Origin of the sequence: Cellulophaga sp. 3_MG-2023 (genome assembly GCF_030546975.1) — a bacterium.
Classification (GTDB): domain Bacteria; phylum Bacteroidota; class Bacteroidia; order Flavobacteriales; family Flavobacteriaceae; genus Cellulophaga.
Genome location: NZ_JAUOPS010000002.1, coordinates 983,106 through 1,005,582 on the forward strand (window position 1 = coordinate 983,106; position 22,477 = coordinate 1,005,582).

The 22,477-nt window shown below is 32.9% G+C and carries 24 protein-coding genes; 16 read left to right on the forward strand and 8 right to left on the reverse strand.

Features of this window, described 5'->3' with window-relative positions; all coding sequences use genetic code 11:
• Window positions 1–198: 198 nt before the first annotated feature.
• The 5 genes from Q4487_RS09295 (at window position 199) to Q4487_RS09315 (ending at window position 3,806) form a co-directional block, all read left to right on the forward strand.
• Window positions 199–918: a 3-ketoacyl-ACP reductase gene (locus Q4487_RS09295; RefSeq protein WP_303539818.1), complete on the forward strand. Its 720-nt coding sequence runs from the start codon at window positions 199–201 to the stop codon at window positions 916–918.
• An 83-nt stretch (window positions 919–1,001) separates the two neighbouring features.
• Window positions 1,002–1,373, forward strand: a complete 372-nt coding sequence (locus Q4487_RS09300; protein ID WP_303539815.1) for a hypothetical protein — start codon at window positions 1,002–1,004, stop codon at window positions 1,371–1,373.
• Between the two features lie 3 nt (window positions 1,374–1,376).
• Window positions 1,377–1,769, forward strand: coding sequence for a VOC family protein (locus Q4487_RS09305; RefSeq protein WP_303539813.1), 393 nt, complete (start codon window positions 1,377–1,379; stop codon window positions 1,767–1,769).
• Window positions 1,770–1,917: 148 nt separating this feature from the next.
• Window positions 1,918–2,802 (forward strand): LysR family transcriptional regulator, encoded by an 885-nt coding sequence (locus Q4487_RS09310; protein ID WP_303539811.1) that lies wholly within the window; start codon window positions 1,918–1,920, stop codon window positions 2,800–2,802.
• Window positions 2,803–2,879: 77 nt separating this feature from the next.
• Window positions 2,880–3,806, forward strand: coding sequence for a YeiH family protein (locus tag Q4487_RS09315; protein WP_303539809.1), 927 nt, complete (start codon window positions 2,880–2,882; stop codon window positions 3,804–3,806).
• Between the two features lie 23 nt (window positions 3,807–3,829).
• Here Q4487_RS09315 and Q4487_RS09320 read toward each other — a convergent pair whose 3' ends face one another.
• Entirely contained in the window at window positions 3,830–4,726 is an 897-nt protein-coding gene (locus Q4487_RS09320; RefSeq protein ID WP_303539808.1) for a LysR family transcriptional regulator, read from the reverse strand.
• A gap of 100 nt (window positions 4,727–4,826) precedes the next feature.
• Here Q4487_RS09320 and Q4487_RS09325 point away from each other — a divergent pair, with 100 nt between their 5' ends.
• The 4 genes from Q4487_RS09325 (at window position 4,827) to Q4487_RS09340 (ending at window position 7,265) form a co-directional block, all read left to right on the forward strand.
• On the forward strand, window positions 4,827–5,420 hold the full coding sequence (locus Q4487_RS09325) for an NAD(P)H-dependent oxidoreductase (RefSeq protein WP_303539806.1): 594 nt from the start codon (window positions 4,827–4,829) through the stop codon (window positions 5,418–5,420).
• A 4-nt stretch (window positions 5,421–5,424) separates the two neighbouring features.
• Window positions 5,425–5,712, forward strand: coding sequence for a putative quinol monooxygenase (locus tag Q4487_RS09330; RefSeq protein WP_303539804.1), 288 nt, complete (start codon window positions 5,425–5,427; stop codon window positions 5,710–5,712).
• Window positions 5,713–5,794: 82 nt separating this feature from the next.
• Window positions 5,795–6,346 carry a TetR/AcrR family transcriptional regulator gene (locus tag Q4487_RS09335; protein WP_303539802.1) on the forward strand — a complete coding sequence of 184 codons (552 nt, stop codon included), beginning with the start codon at window positions 5,795–5,797 and terminating at the stop codon, window positions 6,344–6,346.
• A 58-nt stretch (window positions 6,347–6,404) separates the two neighbouring features.
• A complete protein-coding gene (locus Q4487_RS09340; RefSeq protein ID WP_303539799.1) occupies window positions 6,405–7,265 on the forward strand; it encodes an SDR family oxidoreductase in 861 nt (286 codons plus the stop codon).
• Window positions 7,266–7,374: 109 nt separating this feature from the next.
• On the opposite strand, the gene Q4487_RS09345 is transcribed toward Q4487_RS09340, so the two are convergent.
• Window positions 7,375–7,884 (reverse strand): acyl-CoA thioesterase, encoded by a 510-nt coding sequence (locus Q4487_RS09345; protein WP_100894293.1) that lies wholly within the window; start codon window positions 7,882–7,884, stop codon window positions 7,375–7,377.
• Window positions 7,885–7,944: 60 nt separating this feature from the next.
• The gene (locus tag Q4487_RS09350; RefSeq protein ID WP_303539796.1) at window positions 7,945–8,892 is read right to left on the reverse strand and encodes an SPOR domain-containing protein; all 948 of its coding nucleotides are present in this window, start codon (window positions 8,890–8,892) and stop codon (window positions 7,945–7,947) included.
• A gap of 104 nt (window positions 8,893–8,996) precedes the next feature.
• On the opposite strand from Q4487_RS09350, the gene dprA reads away from it, so the two are divergent.
• Window positions 8,997–10,100, forward strand: coding sequence for a DNA-processing protein DprA (gene dprA / locus Q4487_RS09355; RefSeq protein WP_303539793.1), 1,104 nt, complete (start codon window positions 8,997–8,999; stop codon window positions 10,098–10,100).
• Window positions 10,101–10,375: 275 nt separating this feature from the next.
• The gene (locus Q4487_RS09360) at window positions 10,376–11,128 is read left to right on the forward strand and encodes an FKBP-type peptidyl-prolyl cis-trans isomerase (RefSeq protein WP_303539791.1); all 753 of its coding nucleotides are present in this window, start codon (window positions 10,376–10,378) and stop codon (window positions 11,126–11,128) included.
• A 28-nt stretch (window positions 11,129–11,156) separates the two neighbouring features.
• On the opposite strand, the gene trpS is transcribed toward Q4487_RS09360, so the two are convergent.
• On the reverse strand, window positions 11,157–12,125 hold the full coding sequence (trpS, locus tag Q4487_RS09365; RefSeq protein WP_303539788.1) for a tryptophan--tRNA ligase: 969 nt from the start codon (window positions 12,123–12,125) through the stop codon (window positions 11,157–11,159).
• A gap of 144 nt (window positions 12,126–12,269) precedes the next feature.
• Between trpS and Q4487_RS09370 the strand changes: the two genes are divergently transcribed.
• Window positions 12,270–13,028, forward strand: a complete 759-nt coding sequence (locus Q4487_RS09370; protein WP_100894298.1) for a 1-acyl-sn-glycerol-3-phosphate acyltransferase — start codon at window positions 12,270–12,272, stop codon at window positions 13,026–13,028.
• Here Q4487_RS09370 and Q4487_RS09375 read toward each other — a convergent pair.
• The 4 genes from Q4487_RS09375 to recA all read right to left on the reverse strand — a co-directional run bounded on the left by Q4487_RS09375 (window position 13,025) and on the right by recA (window position 16,718).
• On the reverse strand, window positions 13,025–14,524 hold the full coding sequence (locus tag Q4487_RS09375; protein WP_303539785.1) for an outer membrane beta-barrel protein: 1,500 nt from the start codon (window positions 14,522–14,524) through the stop codon (window positions 13,025–13,027). The two genes, Q4487_RS09370 and Q4487_RS09375, sit on opposite strands and share 4 nt — an antisense overlap.
• A gap of 25 nt (window positions 14,525–14,549) precedes the next feature.
• Window positions 14,550–15,116: an RNA polymerase sigma factor gene (locus Q4487_RS09380; protein ID WP_303539783.1), complete on the reverse strand. Its 567-nt coding sequence runs from the start codon at window positions 15,114–15,116 to the stop codon at window positions 14,550–14,552.
• A gap of 29 nt (window positions 15,117–15,145) precedes the next feature.
• Window positions 15,146–15,571 carry a hypothetical protein gene (locus tag Q4487_RS09385; protein WP_100894301.1) on the reverse strand — a complete coding sequence of 142 codons (426 nt, stop codon included), beginning with the start codon at window positions 15,569–15,571 and terminating at the stop codon, window positions 15,146–15,148.
• Between the two features lie 139 nt (window positions 15,572–15,710).
• A complete protein-coding gene (gene recA / locus Q4487_RS09390) occupies window positions 15,711–16,718 on the reverse strand; it encodes a recombinase RecA (RefSeq protein ID WP_100896793.1) in 1,008 nt (335 codons plus the stop codon).
• A 292-nt stretch (window positions 16,719–17,010) separates the two neighbouring features.
• On the opposite strand from recA, the gene Q4487_RS09395 reads away from it, so the two are divergent.
• The 4 genes from Q4487_RS09395 (at window position 17,011) to Q4487_RS09410 (ending at window position 22,471) form a co-directional block, all read left to right on the forward strand.
• On the forward strand, window positions 17,011–18,042 hold the full coding sequence (locus Q4487_RS09395; protein ID WP_303539777.1) for a rhodanese-related sulfurtransferase: 1,032 nt from the start codon (window positions 17,011–17,013) through the stop codon (window positions 18,040–18,042).
• 247 nt (window positions 18,043–18,289) lie between these two features.
• A complete protein-coding gene (locus Q4487_RS09400; RefSeq protein ID WP_303539775.1) occupies window positions 18,290–19,654 on the forward strand; it encodes a regulatory iron-sulfur-containing complex subunit RicT in 1,365 nt (454 codons plus the stop codon).
• A complete protein-coding gene (locus tag Q4487_RS09405; RefSeq protein ID WP_100896794.1) occupies window positions 19,641–20,126 on the forward strand; it encodes a gliding motility lipoprotein GldH in 486 nt (161 codons plus the stop codon). The genes Q4487_RS09400 and Q4487_RS09405 overlap by 14 nt, the downstream gene beginning before the upstream one ends.
• A gap of 2 nt (window positions 20,127–20,128) precedes the next feature.
• The gene (locus Q4487_RS09410) at window positions 20,129–22,471 is read left to right on the forward strand and encodes a penicillin-binding protein 1A (protein ID WP_303539770.1); all 2,343 of its coding nucleotides are present in this window, start codon (window positions 20,129–20,131) and stop codon (window positions 22,469–22,471) included.
• Window positions 22,472–22,477: the final 6 nt, after the last annotated feature.

A 22,477-nucleotide genomic window follows, 5' to 3' on the forward strand; every position in this document is an offset into this window, starting at 1 on the left:
TAAAAGTAGGTGGCAATGCTTAGAGTTGCAAATAAACAAAATTGAATTTTAGAAGAGAAGATAGATTCTCTAAAATTTAAACCTTAACAAAAAACCAACATTATTCCTTACTTAAAAACTTAATTGTTCTATATTTTTGTAATACAATTAAAGTGAAATAATACACTTTACATATTTCAACCTAACACATAATAAACAATGGAAAATATAAAAGGACAAAAGGCCCTTATTACTGGTGGCAGTAGAGGCCTTGGTAAAGCAACTGCTTTGGCTTTAGCAAAAGAAGGTGTTGCAATTGCAATAACAGGAAGAAATAAAGAAACGCTTGAAGCAACAGTTGCAGAAATTAAGGCTTTAGGTGTAGATGCAACCTATGCTGTTTTTGATGTTGGCAACCAAGCTGAAGTAAAAAAAGGAATTACATCTATTTTTAATGAGTTTAAAAGCATAGATATTCTAATAAACAACGCTGGCATTGCTGCTTTTGGATCTTTTAATGATATGGAGGCAGACCAATGGGCACAAATTATGCAAACCAACGTAATGGGAGTTTACTATGTAACCAAAGAGGTTTTACCACATTTAATAGAAAAAAACTCTGGTGACATTATTAACATTTCTTCTACAGCAGGTTTAAACGGTAATGCAAATACATCTGCATACTCAGCTTCTAAATTTGCCGTAATTGGTATGTCTGAGTCTTTAATGAAAGAAGTTCGTAAAAACAATATTAGAGTAAACACACTTACACCTAGTACAATTGCTTCTGATATGTCTATAGAGCTAGGCATTGCAGACAGTAATTCTAAAGATAGTGTTTTGCAACCAGAAGACTTTGCAGAGCTTATTGTTGCTGGCTTAAAACTACCTAGAAGAGCTATGCTTAAAAACGCATCATTATGGTCTACTAATCCATAATTAACTTAAGGTATAGCGCTCCTAATATGTAGCGCTATACTTTTTTTTCAGGTTTATACCATTAATAATCTAATGACCACCAAATGCCTTTAGAGAAAAAACCAAATAAACTTGAGTCTAAAAAGAGTTTTTATAAAACTATTGAAAACCATTACAAACCAATAGTTAATGATAAAATACCAAAAAGTATATTGTCTGATTTATGCTTGTATTTAGCACACTCACTACACAAGTCATACAAAATATTAAGAAAAAAACACCCAAAGTCTAAAGACCGATATTCTACATTTAAAACAAAAGATCTACAATACCCATTTACACAATACATTATTACAGATTTTTTAAAAGAAAAAGATGCTGTAAATTACCGTACGTATTCAAAAATTATTTTTCAAATGACAGAAAATGAATTTAAAGATTACGAAAAACAAAAACACGCATACGAAACCAAATAAACTATGAAACACGCTGTAAAAAATACTACTTTATTAGTTCTTAATTATGATGATGCAATAACATTTTACACTAAAAATCTAAATTTTATTTTGGTTGAAGATGTACAACTTGGTGATGGAAAAAGGTGGGTTACAATACAAGCTAAAAACCAGACTAATTTTGGTATGGTACTTTCTCTTGCTAGTTCTGAGCTACAAAAAGCAACTGTTGGCAAGCAAGCTGGTGATGGTGTTGCTTTTTTTATGCAGACTGATGACGCCCTAAGAGACTACAACTCTTTTAGTAAAAACGGAGTTGAATTTTTACAAGAACCCGTAAAACAACCTTATGGTACAGTTGCCATTTTTAAAGATTTGTATGGCAATAAGTGGGATTTAATTCAGCCTACTGAATAATGTAATTAGGCTTTCTTTTCTTTATAAAATAGGTAAATCCAAATAATTCTAGAATACCTATAATTAAACGTACTTAAAAGTAGTGCAAAAATATTGCACCAGAAAAGTTATCAGTAATTTTGTAACTCTAAGCTGCTAAATTTCATCTATGAAAAATAAACTTCACATATTTAAAAGCGTTGCACAACACGCAAGCTTTACTAAAGCAGCAGAACAGTTATTTATATCACAACCAGCAGTTTCTAAAGCAATAAGAAATTTAGAGGACGATTATAAATGTGCCTTTTTTATTAGAAAAAGAAACTCTATAGAGCTTACCGCAGACGGCAAAGCATTTTTGGTTTACGTAAACAGAATTTTAGATATCTACGCAGAAATAGATCAACAATTTTTATATAAAGAAAAAACATACCCAGATGAAATTAGTTTTGGAGCAAGTACTACAATTGCAAACTATATTTTACCAAAAGTAATAGCTAAATTTAAAACTCAGTTTCCTAATACAAGTATTAAAATTGACAGTGAAAACTCTGATGAAATTGAAGAGCTAATTTTAAATCAGCAAATAGATTTTGGCATTACAGAAGGTAAAAACACCAATCCAAACCTACATTTTAATAAGTTTATTAAAGACGAAATTGTTCTTGTAACAAACGTAAAAAATACTACTCATAAAAAAGGACTAATTACACTACAAGAATTAGAAAATTTACCAATAATTGAACGGGAAATAGGTTCTGGCACAAAAAAAATTATTCAGCAATTCTTACACCAAAACAACATTAAAAAACTAAATACGGTTGTTACCTTAAATAGTACCGAAGCCATAAAAAACTACCTATACTACTCTAACAGCTATGCTTTGCTTTCTATAAATGCAGTTACAGAGGATTTACTACATAACAAACTAAAGGTAATAGACATTAAGGATTTTACTATAGAACGCTGGTTTTACTTTGTTTCTAGAACTGGGTACCAAAATACTACTATGAGTAACTTTGAAAAATACATTCGCTTTAACTATAACCTTTAGTTATACAACATAGCTTTAATGTTTGCAAAACAGTTATAGGTTAGCTCTAGTTTTGTATCAGATTAATATAGTTTGATATGAAAATCTTAATTACAAAAATTATATACTTCAGCATTGTTATAGCGGCAATAAGCGGATTAATAAATAGTGCAACTGCGCTAACTGTAGGTTTTATTTTTACTCTAATTTTTAAAAACCCTTTTAAAACGTATAGCCACAAAGCTATTCACTATTTCTTAAAAATATCTGTTATTGGTTTGGGTTTTGGAATGTTTTTAAAAGAAACCATACAAACAGGCAAGGATGGTTTAAGTCTTACTTTTTTTTCTATTGTGCTAACCGTAAGTTTGGGGTTAATTTTAGCCAAATTTTTAAGGATGGATCTAAAACTAGGTCATTTAATAACTTCAGGAACATCTATTTGTGGTGGTAGCGCCATTGCTGCAATTGCTCCTGTTATAAAGGCTAATGGTAAAATAATAAGTATTGCACTAGGCGTAGTATTTTTACTTAACTCTATTGCCTTATTTTTATTTCCTGCTCTAGGTCACTGGCTTGGTCTTAGTCAGTCACAATTTGGACTCTGGTGCGCTATTGCCATACACGATACAAGCTCTGTTGTTGGTGCAGCTTTAGATTACGGAGACCAAGCTCTTAAAATTGCAACAACCGTAAAACTATCTAGAACATTGTGGATTATTCCTTTGTCTGTCTTATCTATGTTTATCTTTAAAACTAAAGGAGAAAAAATAAAAATTCCTTATTTTATTATACTTTTTATCTGTGCTATACTTATAAATAGTTACCATATTTTACCCTCTTTTGCTACAACTAACATTGTTTTATACTCTAAACGTTTATTAGTACTTACATTGTTTATTGTGGGTACAACCATATCTATAAAAGATTTAAAAACAACAGGGTCAAAACCTATTATTTTAGCCTTTGCATTATGGGTTTTTATATCTGTTTTTTCATTAGTTTATATTTTGCATATGAGTTAAATAACAATTGGTATATAAACAGATTATCCAATAAATTTTCTAAAAAGCCCCTTAATTAAATCAATTTCTGCGTTATATGATGTTTTAGTTCTGCTAGCAAAGTATAATGTATTAGTAAGCTCTTTATGACCCTTCCAAAGTAATTTAACTTTACCCTCTTCAATTTCTTTTTTGCATAAAAAATCTGGAATTACAGCTAAACCTTTTGCACTACTTAAACACCTAAGTATAGAGTTTAAGTTAGGAACAATATAGTTAGGCCTAAAATCTGGCCGATGACCAAAATTATATTGCCAAAATCGAAACAAATGCTCCATATCACCAGTAGTACCATACCATTTTTCTTGCTTTAAGCAATGTTCTGCTTTAGCATATTGCTCGGTTTTAATTAATTCCTGAAAAAGCGTATCATCTACCTCACTACCACCAACCAAAATTATAGTTTCATTAGAAAATGGCTCGTAAGTAATGTTTGAAGCGTTACCCTTATGCGGAGAAATTATTAAATCTAAAATGCCTTTGTCTAAATTTTCTAGCATTTCTTGGTACTCACCAAACCTGATAATAACATTAAAAGGTAACGTAGAAATGTATTGCTCTAAAGTAATCTGAAAAGTCTCAAAACACATTCCTATACTAATTGTTGGCGTATGTTTCTCTGTGCTTTGCTTATAATTCTTTTCAGCTTCCTCTAAAATATGTAATCCTTCAGAAATTACATTGTATAATATCTTACCACGCTCTGTTGGTATCATTTTTCTTCCTGTTCTATCAAACAATTTATAACCAACATAACTTTCTAAAGAACTTAAATGTAAACTTACTCCTGGCTGAGAAATATACAATGTATTAGCTGCTTTAGTAAGTGTTCCTGTTTTATAGATTTCTTTAAAAGTTCTGTACCATTCCAAATTTACCACGAGACAAGTATTAGTATCATAATACAAATGTATAATTTATACTATTTTAATTATAGTTAAGCAAGATATAACTTTGCCATTTAATTAAAAAAAATATAAAATGAAGCATATCTTTATCATAAATGCAGGACAAAATTTTGGTCATTCTAGCGGACAATTTAATAAAACAATAACTAATGCAACTGAAGCTTTTTTTAGCAAGATGCCCAGTACAATGGTAAAAACAACTCATATTGCCAATGGTTATAACGCTAAAGAAGAAGTAAAAAAATATGTTTGGGCAGATATTATTATTTACCACACACCTATATGGTGGTTTCAAGTACCACATAATTTTAAAAAATACATAGATGTTGTTTTTACAGAAGGACACAACAATGGTATTTACAGTAGTGACGGAAGACGATCTACAAATCCGAATATAAATTACGGAACGGGTGGACTTATGCACAACAAAAAGTATATGGTTACAAGTAGTTGGAATGCGCCTAGAACAGCCTTTACTATGCCTGGTGAATTCTTTAATGAAACTAGTGTTGATGACGGACCATTATTTGGGTTTCACAAAATGAATGCTTTTACAGGAATGAATCCTATTAAAAGTTTTCACTTTCATGATGTAGAAAAAAATGCAGATATAAATAGAGATATGGTAATTTATTCGCAACATTTGCAACAGCAATTTAAAGACTAGATTTATGAAAATTTATGTAACCGCAATAATTAAGAGTAAGCCAGAGTTTACTGAAGAGGTTAAAGCTGCTTTACAAAATATGGTAGTAGAAACCTTAAAAGAAGAAGCCTGTATAAAATATGACTTACAGCAAAGCTTAACAGATAACAATACATTTATTTTTCATGAGATATGGAAGAATGAAGCTGGTTTAGATTTACACGGGCAACAACCTCATATTGCTAATTTTAAGGTTTTAGCCGCTACAAAGCTCAATGAAAAACCAGTTGTTATTAGAACAAAACTGATTTAAATAAGCCACCATTTAAACTTTTAACAGAAATTTAAAATTAAGGCTTTTGGAATACTTGTTCCAAAAGCTTTACCTTTGCCGTATGAATAAAAAAGAAACCATATTAAAAGCTGCCTTGGAGTTATTAGTAGAAAACGGTATACACGCTACACCAATGTCTGCAATAGCAAAAAAAGCAAATACTGGTATGGGAACTATTTATAATTATTTTGAAAACAAGGAAGCTTTAATTAATGCTATTTATGTAGCTATTAAAGAAGAAGAAAAACAGATCTTAGATACTGTATTTAATAAAGATTTACCTGTTAAAATTCAGTTTGAGATGTATTATAGTATTGTAGTTGACTTTTTTACTAAAAACAGACTATACTTTGGTTTTATGGACCAATTGCAAGCATCTCCAATTATTACAGCAGAAAGTAAAAATGTTGGCTACAACGCCATAGAAGGTGCTATATCTCTTCTATTAAAAGGAAAAAAAGAGCATATTATTAAAAATATAGAAAATGACGAGTTGCTACAATTTATAGGTGGCTCAATACTATCTTATTTAAGATGGATTAATTTACCTAATAACAATAATAAATCCCTTAAAAACCAAATTGACTTGGTTTGGGATGCGATTAAAGAGTAAAAAAATTTGTTTAACAATTGGAATGAATATTCGGTCCATAAAATAAAATTACACAAAAATGAAAAAAAACGTATTAATTACAGGAACATCAACAGGAGTAGGATTAGAATCTGCAATACTGTTTGCTAAAAACGGATACAAAGTATACGCTACAATGCGTAACCTTGAAAAAAGTAATGCACTAAAAGAAAGCATAAAAAAAGACGATCTAGATATAGATATTTTAGAGCTAGATGTAACTAAGCAAGAAACAATAACTAAAGCTGTAGAAACAATTATTAGCAAAGATGGTAAGTTAGATGTATTACTAAACAATGCAGGAGCAGGTTTTGGAAAAACAATAGAACAAGCAACAGAAAAAGAGATAGAATGGGTAACAAACGTAAACTATTTAGGTGTTGTTTACACAACTAAAACAGTATTGCCACATATGAGAAAGCAAAAAAGTGGCCATATAATTACTCTAAGTTCTGTAGGTGGTTTGGTTGGCCAGCCATTTAACGAATTATATTGTGGTGCTAAATTTGCGGTAGAAGGCTTTATAGAGTCCTTAGCAACCTATGTTAGTCCCAGCTTTAACATTAACTTCTCTATTATAGAACCAGGAGGAATTTCTACGGAATTTATGAATTCTGCCATAAAAAATACAGCTGTTAAAGGTGAATTTGCAACTGGAGAATATGCTCCTATTTTTAAAAAATATATGGAAGGTAACCAACAAAGAGCTAATGAAACTTCAGAAAGCACATACCAAACTCCATTACAAGTAGCAGAAGTAATTGCAGAGGTATCAAACAACGAGCAGCCTCCTTTACGAGTAAGAACATCTGCATGGGCAGAAGATTTTACCAAATTAAAGACTGCGTTAGATCCAGATGGATTGAAACAAGTACAACAAATAACAAAAACATTTTTATAGTAAAAAAAAACGGCTTGGATTAATTTCCAAGCCGTTCTTACATATACTCATCAGTATAAAAAGTACAAATAACTTATTTTAAACTATTTACAACAAAATATACTAGTTGTTATTTTTCTACAAAAATTGCTTTAAGCTCAGTTGCATCCGCTGGCTTCAATTTTCCTGCTAACACTAAACTTAATTGTTTTCTACGCAAGGCAGCTTCAAAACGCTCAACTTCTAAATCAGTTTCAGGAATTAATGCAGGTACTTCAGTTGGTTTTCCGGTATCATCAACAGCAACAAAAGTATAAATAGCTTCGTTTGCTTTTGTTTTTTCACCACTAAACCTATCCTCTATCCAAACATCAATAAAAATCTCCATAGAAGTCTTAAAAGCTCTAGAAACAGCAGCTTCTACTGTAACAACACTTCCAACAGGAACAGATCTATTAAAAGCAACATGGTTAACAGATGCCGTTACAACTATACGTCTACTATGTCTACGTGCAGCAATACTAGCAGCTCTATCCATACGAGCTAACAGTTCTCCTCCAAACAAGTTATTTAGCGGATTGGTCTCACTAGGGAGTACCAAATCTGTCATAACTGTTCTACTATCTTTAGGTGTATGCATTTTCTATTTTTTAAATTTTGCGCAAAGATACTGCGCTTTTACTTTAAAAAAGAAAATATTTTACTTTACTGAGAGCAACCAAGCGTCTGAAGATACGCTAGATTTTATTTTATTTAGGTAGTTTATACCCTCGTTAGCATCACTAAAACTAGCATAAGCAACTTGGTGCAAACCATATTTATTAACACCAACATACAATGCGTTGTAGCCTTGTTCTTTTAGCTCTTCTATTTTTCTGTTTGCATTTTTTTGCACTCTAAATGCACCTGCAATAACATAATGCTCTTGTGATGCTGGTTTAGCAATAATATCTAAAGATAAAGAAGGCAATTCTAATGGTGTAGCATCAAAAAATGTAGCTTCCTGTATACTTCTAGATATTTGCTCATTGGCATCTTGCTGTGCAACTTCTTGCATAGCAACGGTAGTATTGTAATAACGTAAACCTGTTAATCCTGTAGAAACTGCCAACAAAGCAATTGCTGCATATTTTAAATAAGGTCTAAACGCACTAGTTTTTCTCTTTTCTGGAGTAATGATAAAAGGCACCTCTTCTTCTAAAGCAACTACTTCCTCTTTTAAAACTTCTCTTGTAATTGGTGATGCTACTACGGTAGACAAACCAAAAGATGTAGTTAGGTAATTTACTTGGTTAGCTGGTATAAACTGAATTTTTTCATCTTCGTTTAGAAACAACTCACCAACAGAAGCAAACTTAATTCTTTGCCCTAATTTTAACATTCTCTTCCAATGCTCAACTTCTTTTGTCAACGCTTCTAAAGCTACTTCGTAGGTAGATTTTTCAGCCGTTGCAATATATGTTATTAACAAGCCATCGTTAGACTTTACTTGTTGGTTAAACGAAACTATCTTAGTAGGTGGCGTAAAGGTATTAGTAGCCTTATCTAATTCAGCAGACTTTTTTTGCGTTAAAAAAGCTCCAAACTCAGGTATTACAACACAGTTGTACCTATATAATAATTCTTCAATATATTGTTCTGTTCGCATTGTGGCAAATATTGTAAAAAATCATCTTGCTTTTAACATTTCACTCAACTTTTTATTAACATTTTAATTGTTGTATTTTGTGCTCAATTACAGAAAGCCTCTAAATGACTACAACAGAATTAATTGCGAATTTAAGATTGCAAAGCATTCCGAATATTGGAAGTGTTACAGCCAAAAAATTAATTGCTCATTGTGGCAGTGCTTCTAAAATTTTTAGTAGCACAAAAGCAGAACTTTTAAAAATTGATGGGATTGGCACTTTAAAATTGAAGAATATTTTTGATACAGCTCATTTAGATGCTGCAGAAGAAGAACTTCAATTTATAGAGAAAAATAATATTGAAACCTTATATTTTACAGATGCAGCGTATCCAGATTACCTAAAACACGCTATAGATGCTCCTATTTTATTGTTTAAACGAGGTAATATCGATTTAAAAAACAGAAAAATTATTAGTGTTGTGGGTACTCGCAAAATAACAAGTTACGGCACTGCTTTTTGCGAAAAATTTATAGCAGACATAGCTCCTTTAAATCCAGTTATTGTAAGTGGCTTTGCATACGGAGTAGACATTTGTATACAAAAAGAAGCTGTAAAACACGGGTTACAAACTATTGGCTGTTTGGCACACGGTCTAAACCAAATTTACCCAAAAGTGCACAGCAAATACACAGCTGACATAGAAAAAAACGGTGGCTTTTTAACCGAATTTTGGAGCACTAGTACACCAGAACGCGAGAATTTTTTAAAACGAAATAGAATTATTGCCGGTTTAAGTGAAGCCACAGTGGTTATAGAATCTGCAGAAAAAGGCGGAAGCTTAGTTACCGCAGACATTGCGCATAGCTATAATAGAGATGTTTTTGCAGTACCAGGCAGAACCGAGGACAAGTACAGCTTAGGCTGCAACAATCTAATTAAGCAGCAAAAAGCACATATGATAACTTCTGCGGCAGATGTTGTTTATTTATTAGATTGGGAAACTCAAAAAAATGAAAATCAGAATATACAAAAACAGTTGTTTGTAGAGTTAAGCGATTTGGAGCAACAAATACACTCTTATTTACAAACTGAAGGCAAACAATTGCTAGACACTATTGCTTTAGCATGCAACATTCCTGTTTTTAAAACCTCATCTACGCTATTAAATATGGAAATGAAAGGTGCAATTAGACCACTACCCGGAAAATTGTTTGAAGCCATATAAAAATTAGAAAAACACAAAGCAATTTAAATCTACTTATCTCATTAAAAAAAGACTGTTTAGTTTAACACTACGTAAATTAAACATATAAAAACCCAAAACAAAGTAGTTTACCTCTTAAAATACTCATTAAAACTACAAAGCAAGGCATTAGGTAATGAGCTCTACTCTAGAGCACAAACTAATTAGTTGGTTTTTAGTTTTTTATAAATAGAAATAAACCTGTGAAGAAATACTACTGATTTTGGTTATTTTCGTACAAAAATATAAATCATAAAATGAAAAAATTAGTAATTGCAGCAATAGCTCTTTTTATAAGCACAGCAAGTTTTGCTCAAAAAAAGAAAGACTTAATAAAGGAAGTAGCCGCTTTAAAATCTGAAGCCTCTACCCTAAAAAACGAGTTAAATGAACTTAAAAAAGCCAAAGAAGTAAACCTAAACGACAGTATACACAAGTTTAGTTATGCATTTGGTGTAGAAATAGGAAGTAGCTTAAAATCTGTAGGAGTACAATCTATAAACTATGATGTGTTCGCTGTTGCTTTAGAAGAAACTCTAAATGGTGAAGAAAAAATTACTAAAGTAGATGCTAGCGATTTAATTCGTAAAAACATTTCTGAGCATAAAGAAAAAGAAGCTAAAAGACTAAGAGCAGAAGGTGAAAACTTTTTAGCCAAGAACGCTAAAAGAGAAGGCATAAAAACTACAGAAAGCGGATTACAATACGAGATTTTAACTCCTGCTGATGGCACAAAACCTACGGCAGATGATAAAGTAGAAGTACATTATGAAGGCAAACTTATAGACGGAACTATTTTTGATAGCTCTATGCAACGCGGAGAATCTATTGTTTTTGGTGTATCACAAGTTATAAAAGGATGGACAGAAGCATTACAATTAATGTCTGTTGGCTCTAAATATAGAGTATACATTCCGCAAGAACTAGCTTATGGAGAAAGAGGAGCAGGAGGCCAAATACCTCCTTACGCCGCTTTAATTTTTGATGTAGAATTAATTTCTATTAAATAAAAAGAACCCAGTATAATAAGGGCAAAAGTTAATAACCAACTTTTGCTCTTACTCTACTTAATACCTCATTTGCAACCTTTGTTGCTTTTGCTGCTCCTATTGCTAAAGCAGCATCTATTTCTTCTAAGTTATTCATATAATACTCATACTTTTCACGAGCATCTGCAAACTTAGCTACAATAACCTCAAACAATTCTTGCTTTGCGTGTCCGTAACCATAGTTACCAGCTTTATATTTAGCACGCATTTCTTCAACCTGTTCTGGTGTTGCTAATATTTTATACAACTCAAACACATTATCACCTTCTGGCTCTTTAGGATCTTCCATTGGTGTACTATCTGTCTGGATACCCATTATTTGCTTACGCAACTTCTTATCTGTCTGAAACAAATTAATTAAGTTCCCCTTACTCTTACTCATTTTATCGCCATCTGTACCAGGAATAAATTTAGACTCCTCTTGCACTTTACCTTGTGGCAATACAAATGTTTCTCCTAATTGTGCATGAAACCTAGAAGCTACATCTCTTGTAATTTCTAAATGTTGCATTTGATCTTTACCCACAGGCACAATCTCAGCATCATATAACAATATATCTGCAGCCATTAACATTGGATAAGTAAATAAACCAGCGTTAACATCGTCTAACCTGTCTGCCTTATCTTTAAAAGAATGTGCTAAGGTTAATCTTTGATACGGAAAAAAACAGCTCAAATACCATGATAATTCTGTTGTTTGCGGAACATCGCTTTGTCTGTAAAAAACAGTTTTTTCAATATCTAAGCCAAAAGCAAGCCAGGTAGCAGCTACAGCATAAGTATTGTTACGCAATTCTTCTCCATTTTTTATTTGTGTTAGCGAATGCATATCTGCAATAAAAAGAAAAGATTCATTTTTTGGGTCGTTTGCCATATCTATAGCTGGCATAATTGCACCCAAAATATTACCTAAATGCGGCACTCCCGTGCTCTGTACTCCTGTTAAAACTCTTGCCATTTTATTTAAAATAATTGTAAAAATCAAAGGTAATGCAAATAGAAGAATAGACCAACATTTTGGTTTTTGGTTTTTTTAGTTTGATATTATTTAAAAAGTAAACTTTTTTAACCTTAGTTTTAATTAATTACTATTTTTGAAGCTATGTTCACTTTTATTAAAAACATAGGTCACCTAATTTACCGCATTTGGTTTTACATACTTGTGGCATTACCTATACTCTTATTTTTTCCGTTATTATTTATCTTTTGCATTAAAGAAAAATGGTACCCATACTTTTTTTGGTTGGCACGCAACCTTTGGGCAAGACCAATTTTATTAGGTATGGGTTGCCCGCAACAAATAAAAAGAGAACAAAAGATAGAAAAAGGAAAAAGTTATATGTTGGTTGCAAACCATACTAGTATGTTAGACATTATGCTAATGCTACGCGCTAGTAGAAACCCCTTTGTGTTTGTGGGCAAAAAAGAGTTAGTTAAAATTCCGCTATTTGGTTTCTTTTACAAACGTGTGTGTATTATGGTAGACCGCAGCAATACCAAAAGTAGAACTGCTGTATATATGCGTGCACAAAGAAGACTAAAACAAGGACTAAGTATTTGTATTTTTCCTGAAGGTGGCGTACCAGAAGAAGACGTTATTTTAGATGAGTTTAAAGATGGCGCTTTTAAGATGGCTATTGCTCATAAAATACCTATTGTGCCAATGACATTTTTAGACTGTAAAAAAAGATTTTCTTTTACCTTTTTTAGTGGAAGTCCGGGTTTATTGCGCGTAAAAATTCATTCTTTTTTTGAAACCAATGAGCTAGACGAAGAACATAAAGCAACATTAAGAGAAGATGTACGAAACGTTATACTTAAAGAGCTGCAAAGTAAAAAACCAACTGGTATATCTTTTTAAAACTTAAAGCTAAGACCACTATACACACCCATAGAAAAAGGCTGAAAATCTCCAGAAGTATTAGAAAATGTATTTAACTGATACTTAAACATTGGCTCTACACTTAGCTGCATATTCGGCGTAAACTTATAGTTTAATCCAAACCCAATATTGGTACTAAAATTAAGACTGTTTATATTATTAGACTCTCCTATTTTAGTTACTAAATTTTCCGATTCTAATGAGATAGAATCATCTACCAAAAACAAAGAACTTACACCACCAATTAAATGCACACCAAAATTACCATCTATTAGCGCATAATTAAGCTCTAAAGGAACTTCTAAATACCCAAATTGCTGTACCATTTTACCTTCTCTACTTGTGCTTTTAGCGGCATAACTAACCTCTTCTACCTTAGAATTACTAGGTTCTGAAAGTGCATCTCTATTAGTTTGTATAACAATACTCTCTGCACTTGCATTATAATCTATAGTATTAACCATACTATTACTTGCCGGATCAAATGCGGACTTAAAAAACACATTATTGGTATTATAGCCATAATCTACTTTATGCACACCAGAGCGGATACTCAATTTTTTACTTACCTCATAAGCCACAGTTACACCATAACTCATATTTACATTACCTGATTTTGAGTTAGATACAAAACTAGGATCTACAGGAGAACCATCTTTTAAAGAATTAAAATACACGGGTGCAACATTAGCTCCTACAGACCATTTGTCCGTTTTGGCAGACGCAACAGTTTCTTCCTTGTTCTCTTTTATAGCATCGTAAATAGATTTTTTACCAACAGTATCAATATCTACAACAGCTTTTTCTATTTGTTTAGACAAAAATTCTTCTTTTTTATCTTTTAAGGCCGATGAAGACTTTGCTTCAACATTATCCACATTACCAGCCTCTAAATTCTCTTGCTTAGCATTTTTATTCTTTATTGAAGCATCTGCAACACTATTAGAATATCCGTTTTGAGCATCTGAAGAACTATTAACCTCACTTTTTATATCATTGCCATTCTTCTGTGAAGCTCCAAAAGCATTAAAACGGTCATTACTCTTCTTACTTTTATTAGTTACAGCCGTGTTTTTAATAGCTAAAGTCTCCTGGCTCTTTTTAGCACTAGTTGTACCAACAACTACTTCTTCTTCAATATTTAAATCTGAGTTAGTTTTGCTAGAGCCTTCTCCTTCAAATCTTCTAGAATCTTTATTTACAACCTCAACATCAGTTTTAGGTAACACCTGCTCTGTGTCTGTAATAGTTGGTAGTGTTGCATCATCAGCCTTAAAAAAAGGTTTTATTGCAAAAAACAACAACGCTAAAGCAGCTGCAATTCCGCCAAGCTTCCACCAAATAGGAATTAAAAACCTGTCTTTTTTCTTTTGATCTAAAGACGCATTAAGCCGTTGCCACACTTTTTCGTCTGGCATATCTCCAAAGTCCTTAAACTTATCTTGGAAAAGCTTGTCTAAATTTTCTTTACTCATTTTATATAATATAAACTACATACAATTACCATTGCAGAAGACAAAACAGCACTATTGCTACTACTATTTTTAATTTTGTTTTTTCTATTTTACCCTTTAAAATTTGTCGTGCTCTAGCCAAATTAGACTTAGATGTCCCTGCTGTTGTACCCAACAAATCTCCTATTTCCTTGTGCGTATAGCCGTCTAATACATATAAATTAAATGTTGTTCTGTATTTGTACGGCAACTCTTGTATATAACCTAGTAAAACAGACAATGAAGGTGAATTTTCGCCCACCTCTATTTCTACAGGCTCTTCTATCTCCTCTTCTTGTTTAATTGCCACATAGCTCTCTTTTCTATACTTCTGTAAAACAGTATTTACAGTAATACGCTTTATCCAACCGTCAAAAGAGCCATTAAATTTAAACTGACCAATTTTATCAAAAATGGTCATAAAACTATCGTGTAAATTATCTTCTGCCTCAACTTTGTTTTTAGAATATTTTAAACAAACACCATAAAGCATAGGTGCGTAATGGCGATAAAGTTGCTCTTGCGCAGCTCTATTACCCTTTACACAATTATGTATAGTTTCGTTTAAGTCCAATAAAGATATACTAGTTGGTTATAAATATTTTATTCGTTTACTGGTACCGCAATCTCTATGTACTGGTCTTCACCATCTGAGTTTTGTCCTGTCCAGAATTTAAATAAATAATCTTCTTTATAAATTACTTCAAAGTCAAAAGAGACCTCTACCTCTTCTGTACTTTCTTGGCAATCATTACTACCAGTTAACTCTGTACCAATTGGGTACACTTCACGCTCTGTTAGTTGGTGTTTATGAATATCAAAACCCTCAAAATAAGTACAAGTATTTGGACTCGCATAGGTAACAAAAATGGTATACTTTTCTCCAAACTCAAAAGCTTCAGGAACCTCTGCACTTATTACCTCTAAATTTACATATTTAAAATTAGTATTATCATCATCATCTAAAGAACAAGCCGTAAAGGAAAAACTCGCTATCACAAGCATTAAAATACTTAAACTTTTTTTCATCTGTAATAAAATTAATAGTTACTCCTTAGATGGTTTATAAACAGTAAGGTTGCGTTAGAAACAACAAAATCCCGAAAAAATCGGGATTTTGTAGAATTTTCCTTCTAAAAGCAAAAGGAATTGTAATTTTTGTATAAAATTATTCAGCAAGAGCCTTAATAGCATCTTTAATTTTAACCTCTAACTCTTCAAGCAATTCTGGGTTATCTGCTAATATATTTTTAACAGCATCCCTACCTTGACCAAGTTTAGTATCGCCATAACTAAACCAAGACCCACTTTTCTTAATTATTTCGTACTGCACACCTAAATCTAAAATTTCTCCCACTTTAGATATACCTGCTCCATACATAATATCGAACTCAGTAGTTCTAAATGGTGGTGCAACTTTGTTTTTAACAACCTTAACACGTGTTTTGTTACCTAAAACATCACCATCTGTGCTTTTAATTTGTGTAGACCTTCTAATATCTAAACGTACAGAAGCGTAAAATTTTAATGCATTACCACCAGTAGTAGTTTCTGGGTTACCAAACATAACTCCAATTTTTTCTCTTAACTGGTTAATAAATATAACAGTACAATTAGTTTTACTAATAGAACTAGTTAACTTACGTAATGCTTGTGACATAAGTCTTGCGTGTAATCCCATTTTAGAATCACCCATTTCACCTTCAATTTCACTCTTAGGCGTTAAAGCAGCAACAGAATCCACAATAACTATATCAATAGCACCAGATCTAATTAAATTATCTGCAATTTCTAAAGCCTGCTCACCATGGTCTGGCTGAGAAATAATTAAATTATCTATATCTACTCCTAATTTTTCTGCATAAAAACGATCAAAAGCGTGCTCTGCATCAATAAATGCTGCAATACCACCTGCTTTTTGCGTCTCTGCTATAGCGTGCAACGTTAATGTAGTTTTACCAGAAGATTCTGGACCGTATATTTCTACCACTCTACCACGTGGATAACCGTTTACACCTAAGGCAATATCTAAACCTAAAGATCCGGAAGAGATAACAGCTACATCCTCTACAACTTTATCGCCCATTTTCATTACAGCACCTTTACCGTAAGTCTTATCTAGCTTGTCTAAAGTTAATTTTAACGCTTTTAATTTTGCTTCTTTTTCGTTGCTCATTTCTAATAGTGTTTGTACCGCTAAATTACCACTTCTTTTGTCATAATACAATGCCAACGCAACCTTTTTACCAAAGCTGCATCTACAAGGTGTGTTCACCTTCAATCCTAAAACGAAGGCGCCCTAGGATTCCGTTATTCTAAGGCAAAATTATTTTTTCTGCTTTGTTGGTTAAGTAGAAAAAAGCATCTAAAAAGGACCTAACTATGTGTTAAGGTCCTTTTTTGTTGCCTAAAAGTGTAATAGTTTTTACCTTTGCCGCTATTCTTTAACTTAATAAAATTAGTATAGCATGCAACTGTACAATACATTAAGCGCCAAGGAAAGAGCAGCCCTTATTGAAGAGGCTGGTAAGGAACGCCTAACCATTTCTTTCTACAAATATGCGCACATAGGCAACACCTCTTTATTTAGAGATCACCTTTTTATTACCTGGGACCAGATGGATGTTCTTGGTCGTATTTACGTAGCCACAGAGGGTATAAATGCCCAATTATCTGTTCCTGCAGAAAATTTTAATGCCTTTAAAGAGCATTTAGATAGCATTACTTTTTTAGAAAATGTACGATTAAACATAGCTATTGAACAAGACAACATGTCCTTTTTAAAGCTAAAGGTAAAAGTGCGTAATAAAATTGTTGCAGATGGTTTGAACGATGATTCTTTTGATGTTACAAACAGAGGAGTGCACGTTAATGCTGAAAAATTTAATGAGCTTATTGAAGATCCAAATACTGTTTTGGTAGATATGCGTAACCATTACGAGAGTGAAATTGGTCACTTTAAAAATGCTGTTACACCAGACGTGGACACTTTTAGAGATTCTTTAGATATTATAGAAAACGATTTAAAAGACCATAAAGAAGACAAAAAACTAGTAATGTATTGCACAGGTGGCATCCGCTGTGAAAAAGCCAGTGCATACTACAAACACAAAGGTTTTAAAAACGTATACCAACTAGATGGTGGAATTATAGAATACACCAGACAAGTGAATGATAAAAACTTAGAAAATAAGTTTATTGGCAAAAATTTTGTTTTTGACCACAGACGAGGAGAACGCATTACTGATGATGTAATTGCAAACTGCCACCAATGCGGGGAACCTTGTGACGAGCACGTAAATTGCGCTAATGAAGCTTGCCATTTATTGTTTATACAATGTAAAAAATGCGCTGCAGAGATGAACAATTGCTGCTCTACAGAATGTAAAGATATACACGCATTACCTTTTGAAGAACAAAAAGAATTGAGACGCGGAAAAACCGTTAGCAACAAAATATTTAAAAAAGGAAGATCTGAAGTTTTAAAATACAAAAAGTAAGACTTTTACAAACTCAAAAATACATTTTAAAGGCAGTTAAAATCAAGAGATTTTAACTGCCTTTTTTAATTAAAACTGACTCATTCTTAAGGCTGAATTTTCAATTTTACATAATTAACATTATGCAATAAAGTACCTCCTTATTATTTTCAACTTAAAAATAGTATCTTTACGGTTAAGTAAATTAATATGAACCTTTTTTGACAGAAAGCAGCTTTGTTTTTTTAGTCAAATCAATATATATAATATGGGTTGTAGCAGTTGTTCAACTGGTAAAGACGGCCAACCAAAAGGATGTAAGAACAATGGTACTTGCGGAACAGATGGCTGTAATAAATTAACGGTTTTTGATTGGCTTTCTAATATGTCGTTGCCAAACGGCGCAGAGCCTTTTAATTGCGTAGAGGTACGCTTTAAAAACAGTAGAAAAGAATTTTTTAAAAATACAGATAAGTTATCTCTTGCAATAGGAGACTTAGTAGTAACCGAGGCCAAATCTGGTTATGATGTTGGTATGGTAACACTTACAGGCGAGCTTGTTAGAGTTCAAATGAAAAAGAAAAAAGTTGCTATAGATAGTGAAGATGTTTTAAAATTATACAGAAAAGCAAACCAGAAAGATGTAGACACATGGCAAAATTGCAGAGATCGTGAAGAAGCCATAAAAAAACGCGCTAGAGAAATTGCAATTGCATTAAAACTGCAAATGAAAATTTCTGATGTAGAGTTTCAAGGAGATGGCTCTAAGGCTACATTTTACTACACCGCAGAAGATAGAGTAGATTTTAGACAGCTGATAAAAGATATGGCAAAAGCATTTTCTATTCGTATAGAAATGCGTCAAATTGGATACAGACAAGAAGCACAACGCTTAGGAGGTATTGGCTCGTGTGGCAGGGAATTATGTTGCTCTACTTGGTTAACAGATTTTAGATCTGTTAGTACAGCTGCAGCTCGTTACCAACAGCTTTCTTTAAACCCACAAAAACTTGCTGGACAATGCGGCAAGCTTAAGTGCTGTTTAAATTATGAGTTAGATGTATACATAGATGCCTTAAAGGACTTTCCTGGTCAAGACACAAAAATATTTACAGAAAAAGGAGTTGCTTATTGTCAAAAAACCGACATTTTTAAGGAGATGCTATGGTTTTCATACAAGGATGATCCCGCTAACTGGCATATGCTTACCAAGCACCAAGTAAATGAACTTGTTGCCTTAAACAGACAAAAAGAGAGAATTACTAGTCTAGAAGATTATGCTGTAGAGGATGTAATTGAAGAAAAAGCAATGGTGTTTGAAAATGTTGTTGGCCAAGACAGCTTAACACGTTTTGACAAGCCTAAAAAATCTAACAAAAAGAGGCGCAACAATAACAATAAAAAGCGCAACAACAACAACAACAACAACAACAACAACAACAACAACAACAACAACAACAACAACCCTAAAGGTAAAAGGCCAAAACCAAAATCAAAGCCTAACCCTAACAACAAGGAAAATAACGCCAAAAGCCCGGCTAAAAAAAGACCTGTTGCAAACAAAAAAAATAACAACCCAAATAGCAACAACAACACTAACAAAAAAAGACCCACAAAAAATGCTAAGAAATAGTTTTATCATTTTTTTACTTGTACTCTTAGGAGCTTGCAACTCTAACATTGTAGAAACCAAATACAAGGCAACCAAAAATGGTGTCTGGAATAAAGATGAACCCGTAGATTTTTCTTTTAATGCCCCAGATACAATAAACAGATATAATGTTTTTATCAATCTAAGAAATGACAACACATTTCCTTACAGTAACTTATTTTTAATATCAGAATTAAGTTTCCCAAATGGAACCATTATAAAAGATACTTTAGAGTATCAAATGGCACAACCAAACGGCGAATGGCTAGGTAAAGGCAATGGCAGCGTTAAAGAAAATAAACTATGGCTTAAAGAAAACATCGTTTTTCCAGAAAACGGCGTATATACATTACAAATATCACAAGCTATGCGTAAAAACGGAAGCGTTAATGGCGTAGCAAATTTAGAAGGCATCACAGATGTTGGGTATCAAATAGAAAAAATTAAAGAATAGCAATGGCAAAGGCTGTAAAGAAAAAAGAGAGTAAACCATTTTTAAAATTTGTAAAATGGTTTTGGATATTATTTGTAGTAGGTATAGTTTCTGCCGTACTAGTATTTCTGCTAGCATCTATGGGTGCATTTGGAGAATTACCAGATTTTGAACGTTTAGAAAACCCACAAACAAATTTAGCTAGTCAAATTATATCTTCTGACGGAGAACTTTTAGGTAAGTATTATTTAGATGATAACAGAACAGATGTTGCTTATGACCAACTACCAAAACACTTGGTAGACGCCCTAGTTGCAACTGAAGATGCTCGTTATTTTGAACATTCTGGTATAGATGCACGTGGTACCTTAAGAGCATTTTTCTATTTAGGAAAAAAAGGTGGAGCTAGTACCATTTCTCAACAATTAGCTAAACAATTATTTACCGGCTTAGCTGCTAGAGGATGGCAACGTTACACTCAAAAAATTAAAGAATGGGTTATTGCAACTCGTTTAGAACGCCAATACACAAAAGAAGAAATTATAGCTATGTACTTTAACATCTATGATTTTGGCAACAATGCAGATGGTATACGTTCTGCTTCTCGTATTTACTTTGGCAAAGAACCTAAAGATTTAGATGTTAAGGAATCTGCTATGTTAGTAGGTATGTTTAAAAATTCATCTTTATACAACCCTACTCCTAAAAGAAACCCAAAGGGAACTTTAAACCGCAGGAATGTAGTTTTAGCACAAATGGCCAAATACGGCTACATTACCCAAAAAGACAAAGACTCTTTACAACAAATACCATTAAGCTTAAACTTTTCTCCTGAAAACCACAAAGAAGGTCTTGCCACATATTTTAGAATGTACTTGCAAGGTTTTATGAACGACTGGGCGAAGAAAAACCCTAAACCAGCTTTAAAAGGAGAAAGAGAAAAATGGAATCTGTATTTAGACGGATTAAAAATCTACACTACTATTGATTCTAGAATGCAAAAAAATGCAGAAGTAGCTGTAGAAAAACACATGACAAAACTACAGGCTGAGTTTTTTGTTCAAAACACACCTGAACGCAATAAAAATGCTCCGTTTTTAGACCTAAATAAGAGCGAAATTAATAGAATTTTAGAACGAGGCATGAAATCTTCTGACCGATGGAGAGCTATGAAAAGAAATGGCAAATCTGAAAAAGAAATGAGAGCCATTTTTGAAAAGCCAATTCCAATGAAGGTTTTTAGCTGGACAAGCAAAACAAAAAACAAAGACACAGTAATGTCCCCTTTAGACTCTGTTAGGTATCACAAATCTTTTTTAAGAACAGCAATGATGTCTATGGAACCACAAACAGGACATGTTAAAGCTTGGGTTGGCGGTATAAATTACAAGTATTTTCAGTATGACAATGTGTATAGTGGATCTAGACAAGCAGGTTCTACATTTAAACCATTTGTTTATGCTGCCGCTATAGACCAATTACGTTTATCTCCTTGTGATTCTATTATGGATACACAACATTGTATTGCTGCTGGCAAGCACGGCAATACAGATGCTTGGTGCCCTAAAAATTCAAATGGTAAGTATTCTGGAGAAATGATGACACTTAAAAAAGCTCTAGCAAATTCTGTAAACTCAGTTACAGCAAAACTAATAGATGAAGTTGGCCCTGTTCCTGTAGTCCAAATGGCAAAAAAATTAGGTATTACTAAAGAATTACCAGAAGTACCATCTATTGCACTAGGTACTGCAGATATGAGTGTGTATGAAATGGTTGGCGCATATGGTGCTTTTGCAAACCAAGGTGTTTATGTAAAACCAGTAATGGTTACAAGAATTGAAGATAAAAACGGCACTGTTTTATATGAATACACCCCACAAACAAAAGACGTTATGAGCAAAGATGTTGCCTATGCCGTTGTAAACCTAATGGAAGGTGTAACCAACGAAGGCTCTGGAGCCAGACTTAGATCAGGTCATTCAAACGCAAAATTTTACGAAGAAGTTATGACTGGCCACCCATATAAACTTAGCAATCCTATAGCTGGTAAAACAGGAACTACACAAAACCAAAGTGATGGTTGGTTTATGGGTATGGTGCCAAACCTAGTTACTGGAGTTTGGGTTGGTGGTGAAGATAGAGCAACGCACTTTAAAGGCATTAAATATGGACAAGGAGCTACTATGGCCTTACCAATATGGGGAATGTATATGAAAGCAAATTATGCAAACAAAGATTTAGGCATATCAGACAAAGCATTCACCAAACCCAAAAACCTATCTATTAACGTAGATTGTGCTAAGGTTAGAAAAGAAATGCAACAAGATCAGCGCGTTGATGACGATTTAGAAGATCTTGATTTTTAATTAATT

Bases quoted from the DNA above. Each gene is read 5' to 3' on its own strand.
- Q4487_RS09400 (WP_303539775.1), top strand. From the start codon at position 18,290: ATGGGTTGTAGCAGTTGTTCAACTGGTAAAGACGGCCAACCAAAAGGA.
- Q4487_RS09395 (WP_303539777.1), top strand. From the start codon at position 17,011: ATGCAACTGTACAATACATTAAGCGCCAAGGAAAGAGCAGCCCTTATT.
- Q4487_RS09350 (WP_303539796.1), bottom strand. From the start codon at position 8,892: ATGCGAACAGAACAATATATTGAAGAATTATTATATAGGTACAACTGT.
- Q4487_RS09340 (WP_303539799.1), top strand. From the start codon at position 6,405: ATGAAAAAAAACGTATTAATTACAGGAACATCAACAGGAGTAGGATTA.
- Q4487_RS09410 (WP_303539770.1), top strand. From the start codon at position 20,129: ATGGCAAAGGCTGTAAAGAAAAAAGAGAGTAAACCATTTTTAAAATTT.
- Q4487_RS09315 (WP_303539809.1), top strand. From the start codon at position 2,880: ATGAAAATCTTAATTACAAAAATTATATACTTCAGCATTGTTATAGCG.
- Q4487_RS09345 (WP_100894293.1), bottom strand. From the start codon at position 7,884: ATGCATACACCTAAAGATAGTAGAACAGTTATGACAGATTTGGTACTC.
- Q4487_RS09295 (WP_303539818.1), top strand. From the start codon at position 199: ATGGAAAATATAAAAGGACAAAAGGCCCTTATTACTGGTGGCAGTAGA.
- Q4487_RS09360 (WP_303539791.1), top strand. From the start codon at position 10,376: ATGAAAAAATTAGTAATTGCAGCAATAGCTCTTTTTATAAGCACAGCA.
- Q4487_RS09385 (WP_100894301.1), bottom strand. From the start codon at position 15,571: ATGAAAAAAAGTTTAAGTATTTTAATGCTTGTGATAGCGAGTTTTTCC.
- Q4487_RS09335 (WP_303539802.1), top strand. From the start codon at position 5,795: ATGAATAAAAAAGAAACCATATTAAAAGCTGCCTTGGAGTTATTAGTA.
- Q4487_RS09325 (WP_303539806.1), top strand. From the start codon at position 4,827: ATGAAGCATATCTTTATCATAAATGCAGGACAAAATTTTGGTCATTCT.
- Q4487_RS09305 (WP_303539813.1), top strand. From the start codon at position 1,377: ATGAAACACGCTGTAAAAAATACTACTTTATTAGTTCTTAATTATGAT.
- trpS (WP_303539788.1), bottom strand. From the start codon at position 12,125: ATGGCAAGAGTTTTAACAGGAGTACAGAGCACGGGAGTGCCGCATTTA.
- Q4487_RS09310 (WP_303539811.1), top strand. From the start codon at position 1,918: ATGAAAAATAAACTTCACATATTTAAAAGCGTTGCACAACACGCAAGC.
- dprA (WP_303539793.1), top strand. From the start codon at position 8,997: ATGACTACAACAGAATTAATTGCGAATTTAAGATTGCAAAGCATTCCG.
- Q4487_RS09405 (WP_100896794.1), top strand. From the start codon at position 19,641: ATGCTAAGAAATAGTTTTATCATTTTTTTACTTGTACTCTTAGGAGCT.
- Q4487_RS09370 (WP_100894298.1), top strand. From the start codon at position 12,270: ATGTTCACTTTTATTAAAAACATAGGTCACCTAATTTACCGCATTTGG.
- Q4487_RS09375 (WP_303539785.1), bottom strand. From the start codon at position 14,524: ATGAGTAAAGAAAATTTAGACAAGCTTTTCCAAGATAAGTTTAAGGAC.
- Q4487_RS09330 (WP_303539804.1), top strand. From the start codon at position 5,425: ATGAAAATTTATGTAACCGCAATAATTAAGAGTAAGCCAGAGTTTACT.
- recA (WP_100896793.1), bottom strand. From the start codon at position 16,718: ATGAGCAACGAAAAAGAAGCAAAATTAAAAGCGTTAAAATTAACTTTA.
- Q4487_RS09300 (WP_303539815.1), top strand. From the start codon at position 1,002: ATGCCTTTAGAGAAAAAACCAAATAAACTTGAGTCTAAAAAGAGTTTT.